General features: G+C 59.9%; 14 protein-coding genes and 1 riboswitch. Of the genes, 5 read left to right on the top strand and 9 right to left on the bottom strand.

Annotation, left to right across the window (positions count from 1 at the left end):
* Positions 1–35 precede the first annotated feature (35 nt).
* Positions 36–1,301, top strand: a complete 1,266-nt coding sequence (locus tag EK369_RS07230) for an aspartate aminotransferase family protein (RefSeq protein ID WP_127113021.1) — start codon at positions 36–38, stop codon at positions 1,299–1,301.
* Positions 1,298–2,266, top strand: coding sequence for a phosphotransferase enzyme family protein (locus tag EK369_RS07225; protein ID WP_127113020.1), 969 nt, complete (start codon positions 1,298–1,300; stop codon positions 2,264–2,266). Before EK369_RS07230 ends, EK369_RS07225 begins: the two co-directional genes overlap by 4 nt.
* On the opposite strand, the gene pncB is transcribed toward EK369_RS07225, so the two are convergent.
* From pncB to EK369_RS07185, 8 genes are all read right to left on the bottom strand, one after another.
* The gene (pncB, locus tag EK369_RS07220) at positions 2,263–3,555 is read right to left on the bottom strand and encodes a nicotinate phosphoribosyltransferase (protein WP_127113019.1); all 1,293 of its coding nucleotides are present in this window, start codon (positions 3,553–3,555) and stop codon (positions 2,263–2,265) included. The genes EK369_RS07225 and pncB overlap by 4 nt on opposite strands.
* Before the next feature lie 42 nt (positions 3,556–3,597).
* Positions 3,598–5,856: a hybrid sensor histidine kinase/response regulator gene (locus tag EK369_RS07215; RefSeq protein ID WP_127113018.1), complete on the bottom strand. Its 2,259-nt coding sequence runs from the start codon at positions 5,854–5,856 to the stop codon at positions 3,598–3,600.
* A gap of 81 nt (positions 5,857–5,937) precedes the next feature.
* A complete protein-coding gene (gene pncA / locus EK369_RS07210; protein ID WP_127113017.1) occupies positions 5,938–6,534 on the bottom strand; it encodes a bifunctional nicotinamidase/pyrazinamidase in 597 nt (198 codons plus the stop codon).
* Positions 6,535–6,871: 337 nt separating this feature from the next.
* Complete coding sequence (locus EK369_RS07205) at positions 6,872–7,663, bottom strand: cytochrome c1 (RefSeq protein ID WP_127113016.1); 792 nt, start codon at positions 7,661–7,663, stop codon at positions 6,872–6,874.
* Between the two features lie 12 nt (positions 7,664–7,675).
* Positions 7,676–8,989 (bottom strand): cytochrome b, encoded by a 1,314-nt coding sequence (petB, locus tag EK369_RS07200; RefSeq protein WP_127113015.1) that lies wholly within the window; start codon positions 8,987–8,989, stop codon positions 7,676–7,678.
* An 11-nt stretch (positions 8,990–9,000) separates the two neighbouring features.
* Positions 9,001–9,564: a ubiquinol-cytochrome c reductase iron-sulfur subunit gene (gene petA, locus EK369_RS07195; RefSeq protein ID WP_127113292.1), complete on the bottom strand. Its 564-nt coding sequence runs from the start codon at positions 9,562–9,564 to the stop codon at positions 9,001–9,003.
* Positions 9,565–9,822: 258 nt separating this feature from the next.
* Entirely contained in the window at positions 9,823–10,428 is a 606-nt protein-coding gene (locus EK369_RS07190; protein WP_127113014.1) for a glutathione S-transferase, read from the bottom strand.
* Positions 10,425–11,057, bottom strand: a complete 633-nt coding sequence (locus tag EK369_RS07185; RefSeq protein WP_127113013.1) for an FMN-binding negative transcriptional regulator — start codon at positions 11,055–11,057, stop codon at positions 10,425–10,427. The genes EK369_RS07190 and EK369_RS07185 overlap by 4 nt, the downstream gene beginning before the upstream one ends.
* 57 nt (positions 11,058–11,114) lie before the next feature.
* Positions 11,115–11,258, top strand: a riboswitch (FMN riboswitch).
* 76 nt (positions 11,259–11,334) lie between these two features.
* Here EK369_RS07185 and EK369_RS07180 point away from each other — a divergent pair.
* The 3 genes from EK369_RS07180 to EK369_RS07170 all read left to right on the top strand — a co-directional run bounded on the left by EK369_RS07180 (position 11,335) and on the right by EK369_RS07170 (position 13,617).
* A complete protein-coding gene (locus tag EK369_RS07180) occupies positions 11,335–11,775 on the top strand; it encodes a 6,7-dimethyl-8-ribityllumazine synthase (protein ID WP_127113012.1) in 441 nt (146 codons plus the stop codon).
* A 191-nt stretch (positions 11,776–11,966) separates the two neighbouring features.
* The gene (locus tag EK369_RS07175; RefSeq protein WP_127113011.1) at positions 11,967–13,193 is read left to right on the top strand and encodes an argininosuccinate synthase; all 1,227 of its coding nucleotides are present in this window, start codon (positions 11,967–11,969) and stop codon (positions 13,191–13,193) included.
* Between the two features lie 142 nt (positions 13,194–13,335).
* The gene (locus tag EK369_RS07170) at positions 13,336–13,617 is read left to right on the top strand and encodes an SCP2 sterol-binding domain-containing protein (protein ID WP_127113010.1); all 282 of its coding nucleotides are present in this window, start codon (positions 13,336–13,338) and stop codon (positions 13,615–13,617) included.
* Positions 13,618–13,687: 70 nt separating this feature from the next.
* Here EK369_RS07170 and msrA read toward each other — a convergent pair whose 3' ends face one another.
* Positions 13,688–14,344, bottom strand: coding sequence for a peptide-methionine (S)-S-oxide reductase MsrA (gene msrA / locus EK369_RS07165; protein WP_127113009.1), 657 nt, complete (start codon positions 14,342–14,344; stop codon positions 13,688–13,690).
* Between the last annotated feature and the right edge of the window lie 86 nt (positions 14,345–14,430).

The following is a 14,430-nucleotide window of genomic DNA, read 5'->3' as shown; positions in this document are numbered from 1 at the left end:
CAGTTTTCTGACCCCTTGTGCAAAAAGAGACACGCATGCCATCGACCCTTGTACGACGCGCCCGGCTTTTGGGGCCGCATATGACCACGTTTTACCGGGAACCCGTGCATGTGGCGCGCGGCGAGGGAGTCTGGTTGTGGGACACCGAAGGGCGGCAGTATCTGGACTGCTACAACAATGTGCCGCATGTGGGGCACTGTCATCCGCGCGTGGTTGAGGCGATTGCCAAGCAGGCTGCAACGCTCAACACCCATACCCGTTATGTTCATGATATGATTTTGGATTATGGCGAGGCGCTGGTGGCAAAGTTCGGCCATGACCTCACGAGCCTCGTGATGGTGTGCTCGGGGTCCGAAGCCAACGATGTGGCGCTGCGGATGGCCCAGGCGGTGACGGGCAGGACCGGGATCATCGGCACGGACAACACCTATCACGGCAATACAACGGCCGTGTCGCAGCTGAATTCATCCAAAGTGCCGGTAGGAGGGTATCAGGACCATGTGCGACAGGTCCCTGCGCCCGATAACATGGAGCCGGTGGGCGGAACACACGATGGGCAGGCCGAAGCTTTTGCCAAGGGCGTAGAAGCCGCAATCACAGACCTGGAAGAGAACGGCCATGGCGTCTCGGCGTTGATCCTGTGCCCCTTTTTCGCCAACGAAGGCTTTCCCACGCTGGAAAAGGGCTTTCTGGATCGGGCCATTGCCGCGGTGCGCAAGGCTGGCGGATTGATCATCGCGGACGAGGTTCAACCCGGCTTTGGCCGCATTGGCAGCCATTGGTGGGGGCATGACAAGCTGGGTTTTGCACCCGATATCGTGACGCTGGGCAAGCCGATGGGCAATGGTCATCCGGTAGCGGCGGTGGTGACGCGGCCCGAGATTCTGGGTGCCTTTCAGGAGGCCTTTAAGTATTTCAATACCTTTGGAGGCAACCCGGTCAGCGCTGCGGCGGCCATGGCGGTGCTGGACGTGATCGAGGAAGAGGCGTTGGTTGAAAACGCCAAGGACGTCGGCGCCTATGCGGTTGAACTGTTGCGCGATCTGGCGGGACGACATGACGTGATGGCAGACGTTCGCGGCTCGGGCCTGTTCTTTGGCGCAGAGCTGTGGCGTGACGGGCGACCTGCCACGGATCTTTGTGCTGCGATGGTTGACGAGATGCGCGACCGGGGCGTGTTGCTGCATTCGGTGGGCCGCTATGACAACACGCTCAAGGTGCGACCGCCCTGCGTCTTCAGCCGTGCCAATGCCGACCAGCTTGTGCAAGTCATGGATGAGGCCCTGGAGGCTGTCACATGACCGATGACGAGGCGTTGATGTATGCAAAAGCTGCCTTGGCGTGTTGGGGCGGTGGGGCGACACCTCGGTTGATAAAAAACCGCGAAAACGCCGTGTTCGAGACTGTTTTGGGTGATGGTCGCCGTGTGGCGTTACGGTTGCATCGTCCCGGATACCAGAGTGACAACGCGATCCGGTCCGAACTTTGGTGGGCCGAAGCTTTGGTGGCCGCTGGTTTGTCGGTGCCTGTTCCTGTGCGCAGCCTGGCAGGCGATGTCCTGGCCTCGGTTCCTGCCGCGGGGCGCATGGCCTCGGTCGTGACCTGGATGGATGGCGCGCCTATGGGCGAGGGGGATGTGCCCTTGTCAGGAACTGCTGACGAACAGGCCGCCGTGCATCGCGCGCTGGGCGCTGCCTTGGCCCGGGTACACACGGCGAGCGATGCGGCGGTGCTGCCCGATGGGTTCGAGCGGCAAGTGCTGGATGTTGACGCGCTATTGGGGGATGCCCCGGCCTGGGGGCGGTTCTGGGAGAACCCTGCGCTTACGTCAGGGGAAATGGCAGAGCTCTTGGCCGCACGCGTTCAGATGCGCGAGGTGATTGGCGATCACGCGGCAGGCGGGGGCGACTTTGGCCTGATCCACGCTGACGCCCTGCGCGAAAACGTGCTGGTGCAGGACGGCACGGCGCGGCTGATCGACTTTGACGACGGGGTCTTTGGCTTTCGCATGTACGAGTTGGGCGTGGCCATGTCGCAGAACTGGGATCAGCCCAATCGTGCGGCCTTGGGGGGCGCGTTGCTGGCGGGGTATGCTACGGAACGTGCCCTGCCGACCGGGGCGGAAAGCTTGCTGGAACCCTTTACCGTGATGCGTGGTCTGGCGAGTTGCGGGTGGGTCATCGGGCGCTACGCGGCAAATGATCCGGTGTGCCGCGCCTATGCAGTGCGTGGGCTGGAGCTGGTGCGGCAGTGGCAGACGCCCTAGACGATCACGTCCATCTTTTGCTGCTCGCCAACCCCGAACACGCGTTTGTACCGATCGATCTGATCCGCCGGGCCCATGGCCTTGTTCGGGTTGTCCGAGAGTTTCACTGTCGGATGGCCATCGGCAGCTACTGCCTTGCAGACCATTGAAAACGGTGACAGCGCATCGTTTTGCGTCAGGCCGCGGAAGTCGTTGGTCAGCAATGTGCCCCACCCAAAGGACACCTTGCAACGCCCGGCGAATTGGGCGTGCAGCTCGGCTATCTTGGCTTCGTCCAGGCCATCGGAAAAGATGATGAGTTTGTCACGCGGGTCTTCACCGCGTTCGTGCCACCATCGAATTGCAGTCTCGGCTCCGGTTGCAGGGTCGCCCGAGTCGATGCGGATGCCCGTCCAACCCGCGAGCCAATCCGGCGCGCGCTTCAGAAACCCTTCGGTGCCATAGGTGTCGGGCAGAATGATGCGAAGGTTGCCTTCGTGTTCTTCGTGCCAGTCGGCGAGAACCTGATAAGGCGCCTGCGCGAGCGCAGCATCATCCTGTGCGAGGGCGCTGTAGACCATGGGCAGCTCGTGCGCATTGGTGCCGATGGCTTCGATATCCCGCTTCATGGCGATCAGGCAGTTTGACGTGCCGACAAACTTGTTGCCGAGACCTTCGATCATCGCCTGCACGCACCAATCCTGCCACAGGTACGAATGGCGGCGGCGGGTGCCGAAATCGGCAATCCGAAGGTCAGGCATGCTGCGCAGATTTTCGATCTTTTCCCACAGCTTGGTCATTGCGCGGGCATAAAGCACCTGGAGTTCGAACTTGCGCATGTCATGCAGCACGGCACGTCCGCGCAGCTCCATCAACACTGCCAGCGCCGGGATTTCCCATAGCATGACCTCGTGCCATTTGCCCTCAAACGTCAGCTCGTACTGACCGTCGCGCTTTTCCAGGTGATAATCCGGCAGGCGCAGGTTTTCGAACCAATGCATAAAGTCCGGGCGGAACATCTGGCGTTTGCCGTAAAAGGTATTGCCTCGCAGAAAGGTGCTTTCGCCGCGGCTGAGCGACAGGGACCGGATATGGTCCAGCTGTTCGCGCAGTTCACCTTCGTCGATCAGATCGGCCAGACGCACGGATTTGCTGCGGTTGATCAGGCTGAAGGTGACCGTGGCGTCGGGTTTGTTGCGAAACACCGACTGGCACATCAGGAGTTTGTAAAAATCGTTATCGATCAACGACCTGACAATCGGGTCGATCTTCCATTTGTGGTTCCAGACACGAGTTGCGATATCGACCATAGAGGGCCCCATTCAAGCCTTTCGGTCTTTGATAGCCAAGTTTCACCCGGGGGTCCAATGGCTTTGTGCGGGGTCGCGTGGCTGGCCGCAAAATGCCGCAAGTTCCTGCAACAGTTTCTGTTTGCGCACCGGCTTGGACAGGAACCCGTCCATCCCGGCCTCGCGGCAGGCGGCGCGGTCGCTGGCGTAGGCATTGGCGGTCAGGGCCACGATATGCGGTTGCGGCAGATCAAGCGCGCGGATCTGGCGAGAGGCCTCAAGCCCGTCCATGACCGGCATCGCCATGTCCATCAACACAATGTCAGGGCGGTGCGTGCGCGTCAGGTCAACGGCCTCGGCCCCGTTTTGGGCCATGAGCAGCGTCATGTTGTGATTTTTTGTGTATTTTTCAATCAGCAAACGGTTGGTGCGGTTATCCTCGGCCAGCAAGACGGTGATGCCGTCGAGATCGATATTACTGGTGACATCAATGGTTTGCTGATTGGGCAGGATCGTTTCGGATGTCGATTCCAGCGCCACGGTGATGCGGAAACGAGAGCCTTTGTTCAGCTCTGATGTGACTTCGATACCACCGCCCATAATACGGGCGAGGCTGAGCGAAATCGCCAGCCCAAGCCCGGTGCCGCCAAAGCGGCGGGTGGTGTCGGCCTCGGCCTGCGAAAACTGTTTGAACACCTGCCCGACACGTTCCGGCGGGATGCCGATCCCGGTATCGATCACGTCGATCGTCAGGGCATATCCATCGCCCGTCGTCGCACACTCGGCAACCACGCAAATGCCGCCCTCCTCGGTGAACTTGATGGCGTTTCCAATGACATTCATCAGGATCTGGCGCAGCCGCGTATCGTCACCCAACACTGTGTCCGGCAAAGTATCAGCCCCCTGAAACCGCAGGTAAAGCCCCTTGGTCGCGGCCTGAGGGGTCAACAGGTTCAGGACACCCTGGATACAATCGACCAGTCGGAAGGGCACCGGGCTAAGCTGCATGTGTCCGGCGTCGAGCTTCGAAAAATCAAGGATGTCGTTGATAATAGTAAGCAAAGTCTCGGCGCTGTCGCGGATGGTGTCCACGCACAGGCGGCTTTCGTGCGACAGGCCCTCTTCTGCCAGCAGGTCGGCCATGCCCATGATGCCGTTCATTGGCGTGCGGATCTCGTGGCTCATGGTGGCAAGGAAACGCGACTTGGTTTTTTCACCCTGTTCCGCCGCCTGTTTGGCCTTGGCCAGCTCCATTTCGTGGGTCTTGCTGGCCGTGATGTCGCGTTCGATAGCGATGACCATTTCCATCTTGCCGTCGTCATCGAACACCGGGGCAAGGTGGGTTTCGATCCAGATCTTGCGACCGTCTTTTGTGTAATTCAGTATTTCAGCCCGATAAGAGCGTTGTTCCTGCACGGCCCGGGCGATGGCCTGGCTGGTTTCTTCGCTGGTTTCCGGGCCGTTCAGCAGATCAGCCGGGCGCTTGCCCCTTGCCTCGGCGGCGGAATAACCAGTGGTGCGGGTAAAGGTTTCGTTCGTCCAGATAATCTCGCCTTCGGGGGTGGACATGATGACACTGTCATGGGCGCCCTTTGCGACCCAGGACAGGTTGCGGGCCTCTCTTTGTTGTTCTTCCAGTGAGAGGTTGGTCAGCGCCAGTTCGCGCCCTTGATGCAACAGGTTACGGCTGTTGCGGTATTCGCGTCGATGCCCGCTGACCACATAGGAGATGAAGACCACGACCATATAGGCCATCATCAGTCCACCGAGTACGTTGTAAGAGAGGTCCATCGGATGATCGCCCTCGTGCCACACCTCGGTGACGAACAATGCGCAGACCGTAAGCCCGTAGACCGCAAGCCGCCCCAGCGCCGCCCCTTTGTGAAACGGCAGGACAATGCCCGCGTTGATCGACGCACCGGTGGCATAGGCAAGGCTGAAAAACATGCCGGCGTCGCCCGGAGCGGTGAGCCAGCCAATGGCCACACAACAGGCGATAGTTGCGCCCTGAAAGACGGCGCTGCAGGTTGTGAGAACCTGAAGTCGCCGCAATTGACCGGGGTCTTTTTCAAGCCGCGCGGGCACCGTCCGCAGAAACAGGCAATCGAGGATTTCACCCAAGAGCGCCAGGGTCACTGCCAGTGCCCCAACCGCCGGAGAGACCAATGCGACAAGGGTTAGGGCCCCACTGAGCGTCAGAATCTGTCGGCTGAGAAAGTGTTTCACCCGCCCCGTGGCATAGCGGATCAACAACCCGGGAGGGCTGTAGCGGCGGTCAAATTCAGCCAGCCGACTGTCGATGTCCGAAAGCTCGGTTTTCATGATCCGTGCACTATCCACGCTTGTGGGGCTGTGCACAGTATGGCGCTCAGGTCTTAAGAAAAAGGCAAGAGGTGGCGGGGCTTAGGTGACCTCTACACCCAGGGCGCCCATGGCCTGCATCGCCGCGGCCAGCGACCCGTCAAGGTCGATGGCACGGCAGAGGTCATTGCGGACTGTGACGGAGAAGCCCAGTTTTGCGGCATCCTGTGCCGAGAAGTTGACGCAGAAATCGGTGGCAAGACCAACCATGGTCAGATCGCTCAGGCCGCGCGTGCGCAGGTAACCTTCGAGCCCCGTGGGGGTGGTCTGATCGTTTTCGAAAAACGCAGAGTAGCTGTCGATCGCGGGGGTGTATCCTTTGCGAATGACAAGGTCGGCGCGGGTGGTGTTCAGATCGGCATGAAAGTCCGCGCCGGGGGTGCCCTGAACACAGTGATCGGGCCAGAGCACCTGTGGGCCATAGGGCATTTCGGTCAGGTCATAGGGGGACTTGCCATCATGGCTGGAGGCAAAGGACGAGTGGCCCGCCGGGTGCCAGTCCTGGGTCAGGATCACAGCGTCGAAATCGGCCATCAAGGCGTTGATGCCGGGCACGATCTCATGTCCGCCGGGCACCGCAAGCGCGCCATCGGGGCAGAAATCGTTTTGCACGTCGATCACGATCAGGGCTTTGGTCATGGGGGCCTCCTTGCAGGTTAATGAGAGCGTAACAGGCAGTGCGTGGGGGTCAATGCAGGTTTGGGCTGCGAATCGGGGTAACGGCCTTGTTTCAAGCGGTTTTGGCCGTTCGGTATTACGTCGGTATAACGTCGGTATTGCGTCGGTGCCGGGTTGGAAACATCGCAGGGTTAACCGAGCGTTCTGTTTGAATTGCACACTTTTTGATGGCGAAAAGAGCCAACGACATCGGAGTCTGGTTCGTTTCTTGTGAGCTTCAATGTCGACAAGGTCCCCCCAAAGAAAAGCCCCGCCCGGGTGAACCGGACGGGGCTTAGTCTTGTCTGTATCGGCCTGATTACAGGTCGAGCTCTTTGCCTTTGATCGGCGCCCAGAGCTTCTTGTTGGTCAGATAGAGCAACGAGGCCAACAGGGTCAGCAGCAGAACGCCAACAAAACCGGCCTGTTTGCGTGCCATCATGTGAGGCTCGGCGGCCCACATCAGGAAGGCCGAGACGTCTTCGGCTTCGTGGTGGATCGAGTTCGAGTGACCGTCAGCATATTCCACGTCCTCACCATAGAGCGGAGGCGCCATGGCAATCCAGCCGCCGGGGAAGGCGGTGTTTTCGTAGAAGGTGGTGCCGGCTTCCTCTTTCTCTTCACCGGTGTAACCGGTCAAAATCGAGGTGATGTACTCGGGGCCACCCATGCCTTTGAACAGCTGGTTCATGCCGGTGCCTTGCGGACCGTGGAAACCAGCGCGGGCCTTGGCCATCAGCGACAGGTCAGGCGCGTTGGGGTCGCCGCCTTCGGGGAAGAAATCCGCCGGTGTACGCGGGCGGTCGTCTTCCAGTTCCTCATCATAGATGTCGTACTGAGCTGCAAAGGCGCGAACCTGGTCTTCGGGCAGGTGGGGACCACCTTCGTCAGCCAGGGTGCGCAGCGGCACGTAGCGCATGCCGTGGCAGGCCGCGCAGACTTCGGTGTAAACCTGAAGGCCGCGCTGCAGCTGGTTCTGATCAAAGGCGCCAAACGGACCTTCGAACGAGAAGTCGACATCGTGAATGTGGCTTTCGCCACCGGCTGCCATTGCGCCCCCTGCCGAGAAGGACAGGGCAGCGATTGCGGCGATGCTAAGTTTCTTAAGCATTATCCTGGCTCCTTATTCAGCAGGTTTGCCGTAATGGGCGTCAAAGTCTTCCTCGATCGTGGCCGGCGGAGTTGTCGGCTTTTCGATCACACCCAGAAGCGGCAGGATCACGAGGAAGTAGGCGAACCAATAGGTCGAGCCGATCAGCGAGATGGTCGAGTAGGGCGGTTCAGCCGGCATCGCGCCACACCACATCAGGACGATAAAGTCGATGATCAGCAGGTAGAACCACCACTTGAACATCGGACGGAAACGACCCGAGCGGACGCGGCTGGTGTCGAGCCATGGCACGATGGCCATGACTGCAATGGCGCCGAACATGGCCAGCACGCCAAAGAATTTGGCGTCGATGATGCCGCCGGTGATCCAGCTGGCAAACATCACAACCCAGACATCAGCGGTAAAGGCACGCAGGATCGCGTAGAACGGCAGGAAGTACCATTCAGGAACGATGTGCGCAGGTGTCGCCAGCGGGTTGGCTTCGATGTAGTTGTCGGGGTGGCCAAAGTAGTTCGGCATGAAGCCGACGATGGCGAAGAAGACAACCAGTACGATGGCCAGGCCAACCAGGTCCTTGATGACGAAGTAGGGCCAGAAGGGCAGGGTGTCTTTCTCGGCTTCTTCTTTCGATCCGCGACGCACTTCAACACCGGTGGGGTTGTTGTTGCCAGTGGTGTGGAACGCCCAGACGTGAACGATCACGAGTGCGGCGATCACGAAGGGCAGGAGGTAGTGCAGCGAGAAGAAGCGGTTCAGCGTGGCGTTGTCCACGGCAGGGCCACCCAAGAGCCAGGTCTGGATCGGCTCGCCAATGAAGGGGATCGCGCCGAACAGGCCGGTGATCACGGTGGCACCCCAGAAGGACATCTGACCCCAAGGCAGCACGTAGCCCATAAAGCCGGTGGCCATCATCAACAGGAAGATGATCATGCCGACGATCCACGTGATCTCACGCGGGGCCTTGTACGAGCCATAGAACAGGCCGCGGAACATGTGGATGTAGACCGCAAAGAAGAACAGCGAGGCGCCGTTCATGTGGATATAGCGGAGCATATGGCCGCCATTCACGTCGCGCATGATGTGTTCGATCGAGGCAAAGGCCAGATCAACATGCGGGGTGTAGTGCATCACCAGGACAACGCCGGTGGCGATTTGCAACACCAGGCAGAAAGCAAGGACGATACCCCAGATCCACCACCAGTTCAGGTTCTTTGGGGTCGGGATCATGAGAGTGCTGTAGATCAGGCTGACAATCGGCAAGCGGCTGTGCAGCCATTTTTCCGCGCCAGTCTTGGGTTCGTAATGATCGTGAGGAATTCCGGACATGGTCGCGCTCCTTATCCCAGTTTGATCGTCGAATCGTCGACGAATGCGGCAACCGGAACCCAGAGGTTCTCAGGTGCGGGGCCTTTGCGGATACGACCGGAGGTGTCGTAGTGCGAGCCGTGGCAGGGGCAGAACCAGCCACCGAAGTCACCAGCGCCATCACCGATCGGAACACAACCGAGGTGCGTACAAACGCCGATCATCACCAGCCATTCGCCGGTTTCATCCAGCGCGCGGTTCTCGTCCATCGCGTCCAACGCCATGTTGTTGCGGTTCTGGCCCATCTTGTCGATGGTCAGATCCTCAAGCGTTACAGCACGGGCTTCGTCGATTTCCGCCTGGGTGCGGCGGCGGATGAACACCGGCTTGCCGAGCCATTTGACGGTCAGCTGCGTGCCGGGCTCGATGCCCGAAATGTCAACGCGGATTGACGACAGCGCTTTAACGTCAGCCGAGGGGTTCATTTGGTCGACCAGAGGCCAAACAGCAGCACCGGCAGCCACAGCGCCGGTACCGGCGGTGGCATAGTAGAGGAAATCTCTGCGGGTGCCTTCGTGATCTTCTGCGTGGGACACGAGGTTCTCTCCATTTTTCAGCCGGTAACCCGGCCAATATTCGTAGGGCCGCGCCATGGCGCAGCCTCTCCACGCCGCTATTTAGCGGAGCCTTTGCAACCCGTCCAGCGATGTTTCGCGCAAGCTGGGGCCTCGCGCCCTTCTGTCGCGCTTGTGTCGCACATCAACGGACCCATATGAGCAGGCTGTTCGCGCTATCAGAGGGAATTGTGCGCATACAGGCAGATTTTCGAGGGGAATCAGCCGAGTGATCGCGACTCAGTCGGTTGGCGCCGTGGCGATCATGCTGTCGCGTTGCGAGAACGACTCGTACCAGGTGGCCAGCGCATCGTTGCCGCGTCGCCATTTGCGGGCGTCATGGCGGAAATCAAGGTAGCCAAGCGCGCAGCCGACGGCGATCTGCCCCATGTCGAGGGGGCCGGCGAGGTGACTCATCCAGCGGGTGTTGAGCGCCGAAACAGCGCGCGCAACTTTTTCCCACTGCGCCTCGCGCCAATTGTCATCCTGAAGCTCGGCCGGCCGCAGGCGGCCTTCGTAGGTGACCAGAACGGCGGCGTCCATGATGCCATCGGCGGTGGCTTCGAGTGTCAGAACGTCCCAGAGCATCGCCTCGGGGTAAAGACCCGCATTGGCGCGCGAGTCGAGAAAGCGGCAAATCACCCGGCTGTCATAAAGCGCGGGCGCGTCGTCGCGGATCAGGGCAGGGATCTTGCCCACCGGGTTGGCGGCCTTGACGTCGTCATTGGTGGCGACCGGAGAGGTTTTGATGTCCAGCAGGTCAATATCCTCGGTCTGTCCTGTTTCATGCATCAGAACGCGCACTTTGCGCACGAAGGGCGAGGCGCTGGCAGAGATCAGTTTCATGGGTCAGCCTTTTTGATTGGTGTTTGCATCATGGCCGCCAGAAGGCGGGTTTCAGAGCCGATCCCATAGGCCGCAACATGGTCCGCGGCGGACAGGCGGGCGGCATCGGGTTTGTTCTGGCCGAATTTCCAGGTGCCCTGCACATCCGTGACCGTCAGCCGAAAGGGGCGGATCATGCGCATCATCTTGGCCAGAGCGTCTGGGGTCATCTTGGATTGTGACCAGATCGGTTTTGGCAGCAGGCGTTCCTCGAAAAAGTGCGACAGGCGGTCGAGGAGGTCGGGGAGGTCCGCGTCTGGCAGGGGTGTGAGCGTGCCGGTCAGGTGCACGGCAACGTAATTCCAGGTCGGCACCTGATCGTCGAACCGATACCAGTCGGGGGAAATGTAGCTGTCGGGGCCGCTGATGGCGATGCGAGCAGGTGTCGCCTCTTTCAAGCTGCGGGAAATCGGATTGGAGCGCACGAGGTGCAGATCGGCTGTCGCGCCGTCTTTCGAGAGCAGAAAGGGGATGTGCGACATCATCGGGGCATCCGCACCGTTCACGGCGAGCACACCAAAGCCACGCTCGCGCGCATAGGCAATGTTGTCGGCGGTTTCTGTACCGCGAAAGGCCGGGTTCGGGTGCATGTCTGTCCTCCGCTCGAAATTGGATGTTGCAAGGGGGAGCCGGTCTTGGCAAGGTCACATCGTTCTCAGGGCGGGGTGAAATTCCCCACCGGCGGTGAGCAGGGAAACCTGTAAGCCCGCGAGCGGCCTCTCTGGGAGGTGTCAGCAGATCTGGTGCAATTCCAGAGCCGACGGTGATAGTCCGGATGGAAGAGAACGTATCAAGGGGCCGCCCGCGGTGCGCCCTTTGGTTCGTGATCGCCTTGGGTGACGTGTCTGTACCTGAAAGGAGATCATCATGACACACACCCGATATGCTTTCATCAAGGCGAACTGGCACGCGGATATCGTGGATCAGGCGCTGAAAGGATTTTGCGAGGTTATACCCGAGGCTGAGGTCGATGTGTTCGACGTGCCCGGGGCGTTTGAAATGCCGCTTGTGGCGCGCGATCTGGCGGCAACGGGGCGCTATGCGGCGGTGGCGGCGGCGGCCTTTGTGGTGGATGGCGGGATTTACCGCCATGACTTTGTTGCACAGGCCGTGGTGGACGGGTTGATGCGGGCCGGGCTGGACACGGGCGTGCCGGTGTTGTCGGTGTCGCTGACGCCGCACCAGTATCATGAGACCGACCACCACAATGCCATCTATGCTGCGCATTTCGTCGAAAAAGGACGTGAGGCGGCTGAGGCGGCGCTGGGTATTGGCAAAGCCCGGGATGCCGTGCGCGCGGCAGCCTAGTCAGATTGTGCGCCTTGCGGCGCGCCTGATATCTCGTCCCCGGCCTTTGGGCCGGGGTCTCGGGTCTGCCTCCGGCGGGAGTATTTCTGGCAAGATGAAGCATGGGCGCCGGGCTGTGGCGGCTTGTGCGCTTGCCCTGCTCGGCAAAAGGCGGTATCGCGCGACCGTTATACGTTTGAAGGGAATCCGACATGTCCGCGCCCAAGAAAGTTGTCCTGGCCTATTCCGGTGGCCTTGATACCTCGATCATTCTGAAATGGCTGCAAACCGAGTATGGCTGTGAGGTGATCACCTTTACTGCCGACCTGGGGCAGGGCGAAGAGCTGGAACCCGCCCGTAAAAAGGCGGAAATGCTTGGAATCAAACCTGAAAATATCCACATCGAAGATCTGCGCGAAGAGTTTGTACGCGACTTTGTCTTTCCGATGTTCCGCGCCAATGCGCAGTATGAGGGCCTGTATCTCTTGGGCACGTCGATTGCGCGGCCGTTGATTTCCAAGCGTCTGGTTGAGATTGCGGCTGAGCATGACGCCGATGCGGTGAGCCACGGCGCCACCGGCAAGGGCAATGACCAGGTACGGTTCGAACTGGCGGCCTATGCGCTGAACCCCGACATCAAGGTGATTGCGCCCTGGCGTGAGTGGGATCTGGGGTCGCGGACCCGTTTGTTGGAGTTTGCTGAACAGCACCAGATTCCCGTGGCCAAGGACAAGCGCGGCGAGGCGCCGTTCTCGGTGGATGCGAACCTCTTGCACACCTCGTCCGAGGGCAAGGTTCTGGAAGACCCGGCCGAAGATGCACCCGATTACGTTTACCAGCGTTCAGTGCACCCTGAAGACGCGCCGGACACGCCGGAATACATCGAGATCGGCTTTGAAAAAGGCGATGCCGTGTCGATCAACGGTGTGGCGATGTCGCCCGCTACCGTGTTGACAGAATTGAATGAATACGGCCGCAAGCATGGCATTGGCCGGCTTGATCTGGTCGAAGGGCGCTATGTCGGCATGAAGTCGCGTGGCATCTATGAAACCCCCGGCGGCACCATCCTTTTGGACGCGCACCGTGGTATCGAATCGATCACCATGGACCGTGGCGCGATGCATCTGAAAGATGAGCTGATGCCGAAATATGCAGAGCTGATTTACAACGGTTACTGGTACTCGCCAGAGCGCGAAATGCTGCAAGCGGCCATTGATGCCAGCCAGGATCACGTGACCGGAACCGTGCGCATGAAGCTGTACAAAGGCCTTGCCCGCGTGGTGGGTCGCTGGTCGGATCACTCGCTCTATTCCGAAGAGCACGTGACCTTTGAAGAGGACATGGGCGCCTATGATCAGACCGATGCGGCGGGCTTTATCCAGCTGAACGCGCTGCGTCTGAAGCTGATCGCGATGCGCAACAAGCGGGTGGCCAAATAAGCGAACTGACCATGTTGTACAGCTTTTTGAGGGGCGACTCTCCATGTTGTACAACATTTCAGGCTCCTGCCACGTCAACATTGCCTTAACCTTTGCGCCCTCCTAACCACCGGGGGGCGTTTTCATTTGCAAGGGATCGGACATGCTGGAACAGATCGTCGAACGGATGCAGCAAGAGCTGGCGGCAAAGTCTTTTGACGGGTCGCTCAAGTTTGACTGTGGGGACGATGGCGTGATCGTGCTGAGGGATGGCACGGCGAGCACCGAGGATCAGGACACCGACTGCACCATCCGCATGACCTTGGACAATCTGGTCAAGCTGCTGACCGGCAAGCTGAACCCGATGACAGGCGTGATGACCGGCAAGCTCAAGGTCTCGGGCGACATGGGTGTGGCGATGAAGCTGGGCAAGCTGTTGGGCTGAGCCTTATTGGTTTCAAACTCCAGGAGTGCATGGACGCCAGAGAGGGCGCCCAGAGGTGCACGGCTCGTGTTCAGTTCACAAACGGAGCGTCGCTGCCCCAGAGGCTTTTGACCTTTTGATCCCGACCGCAGGCCTTGCGGTAGAATTTATAGGCTGAGGCCTGGCTTTTGGGGCCACGGCGGGTCAGGACGATATTGTCGCCCTTGTAGTAATCCTGATGATAGCTTTCGGCCTTGTAGAACTTGGCCTTGGGCAGGATGGGTGTCACGATCTTGCGGCCCAGGGCGGACTGTGCGTCGGCCTTGGCCTGTTCTGCCAGTGCCTTTTCCGCCTTGTTAGAGACAAAAACTGCGGTGCGATAGCTGTCGCCGCGGTCGCAGAACTGCCCACCCGCGTCGGTTGGATCGACCGAGCGGAAAAACAGGTAGAGCAGGCGCTCGCGGGTGACGACGGACGAGTCAAAGGTGATCTTGACCGCCTCGTAATGGCCGCTGTTGCCGCCGGTGACGGTCTTGTAGGTCGGGTTCTTGGTGGTGCCGCCGGTATAGCCGGATACGGCGGATTTCACGCCTTGGACGCTTTCGAAATCGCTCTCGACGCACCAGAAACACCCCCCAGCGACGATCAGGGATTCGGTGGCGGCCTGGGCACGCGAGCCTTGTGCAAGAAGGCCCACGGCGATCAGGAGGCCGAGAAAGAAGGGTTTGGCTTTGATAATGGAACGCATGGCTTGTCTCCGATCAACTGACCCCACCCTGTCGAGTTGCGCGCGGCGCCACAATATACTGCAATGGATTGTCACGCCTTGGTGAG

The sequence above is a fragment of the Shimia sediminis genome (assembly GCF_003990645.1).
Classification (GTDB): domain Bacteria; phylum Pseudomonadota; class Alphaproteobacteria; order Rhodobacterales; family Rhodobacteraceae; genus Shimia; species Shimia sediminis.
The sequence above is the reverse complement of the archived record's forward strand: the minus strand, read 5'-3'. Positions and strand labels throughout refer to the sequence as shown.

Bases quoted from the DNA above. Each gene is read 5' to 3' on its own strand.
- EK369_RS07230 (WP_127113021.1), top strand. From the start codon at position 36: ATGCCATCGACCCTTGTACGACGCGCCCGGCTTTTGGGGCCGCATATG.
- EK369_RS07225 (WP_127113020.1), top strand. From the start codon at position 1,298: ATGACCGATGACGAGGCGTTGATGTATGCAAAAGCTGCCTTGGCGTGT.
- pncB (WP_127113019.1), bottom strand. From the start codon at position 3,555: ATGGTCGATATCGCAACTCGTGTCTGGAACCACAAATGGAAGATCGAC.
- EK369_RS07215 (WP_127113018.1), bottom strand. From the start codon at position 5,856: ATGAAAACCGAGCTTTCGGACATCGACAGTCGGCTGGCTGAATTTGAC.
- pncA (WP_127113017.1), bottom strand. From the start codon at position 6,534: ATGACCAAAGCCCTGATCGTGATCGACGTGCAAAACGATTTCTGCCCC.
- EK369_RS07205 (WP_127113016.1), bottom strand. From the start codon at position 7,663: ATGCTTAAGAAACTTAGCATCGCCGCAATCGCTGCCCTGTCCTTCTCG.
- petB (WP_127113015.1), bottom strand. From the start codon at position 8,989: ATGTCCGGAATTCCTCACGATCATTACGAACCCAAGACTGGCGCGGAA.
- EK369_RS07190 (WP_127113014.1), bottom strand. From the start codon at position 10,428: ATGAAACTGATCTCTGCCAGCGCCTCGCCCTTCGTGCGCAAAGTGCGC.
- EK369_RS07185 (WP_127113013.1), bottom strand. From the start codon at position 11,057: ATGCACCCGAACCCGGCCTTTCGCGGTACAGAAACCGCCGACAACATT.
- EK369_RS07180 (WP_127113012.1), top strand. From the start codon at position 11,335: ATGACACACACCCGATATGCTTTCATCAAGGCGAACTGGCACGCGGAT.
- EK369_RS07175 (WP_127113011.1), top strand. From the start codon at position 11,967: ATGTCCGCGCCCAAGAAAGTTGTCCTGGCCTATTCCGGTGGCCTTGAT.
- EK369_RS07170 (WP_127113010.1), top strand. From the start codon at position 13,336: ATGCTGGAACAGATCGTCGAACGGATGCAGCAAGAGCTGGCGGCAAAG.
- msrA (WP_127113009.1), bottom strand. From the start codon at position 14,344: ATGCGTTCCATTATCAAAGCCAAACCCTTCTTTCTCGGCCTCCTGATC.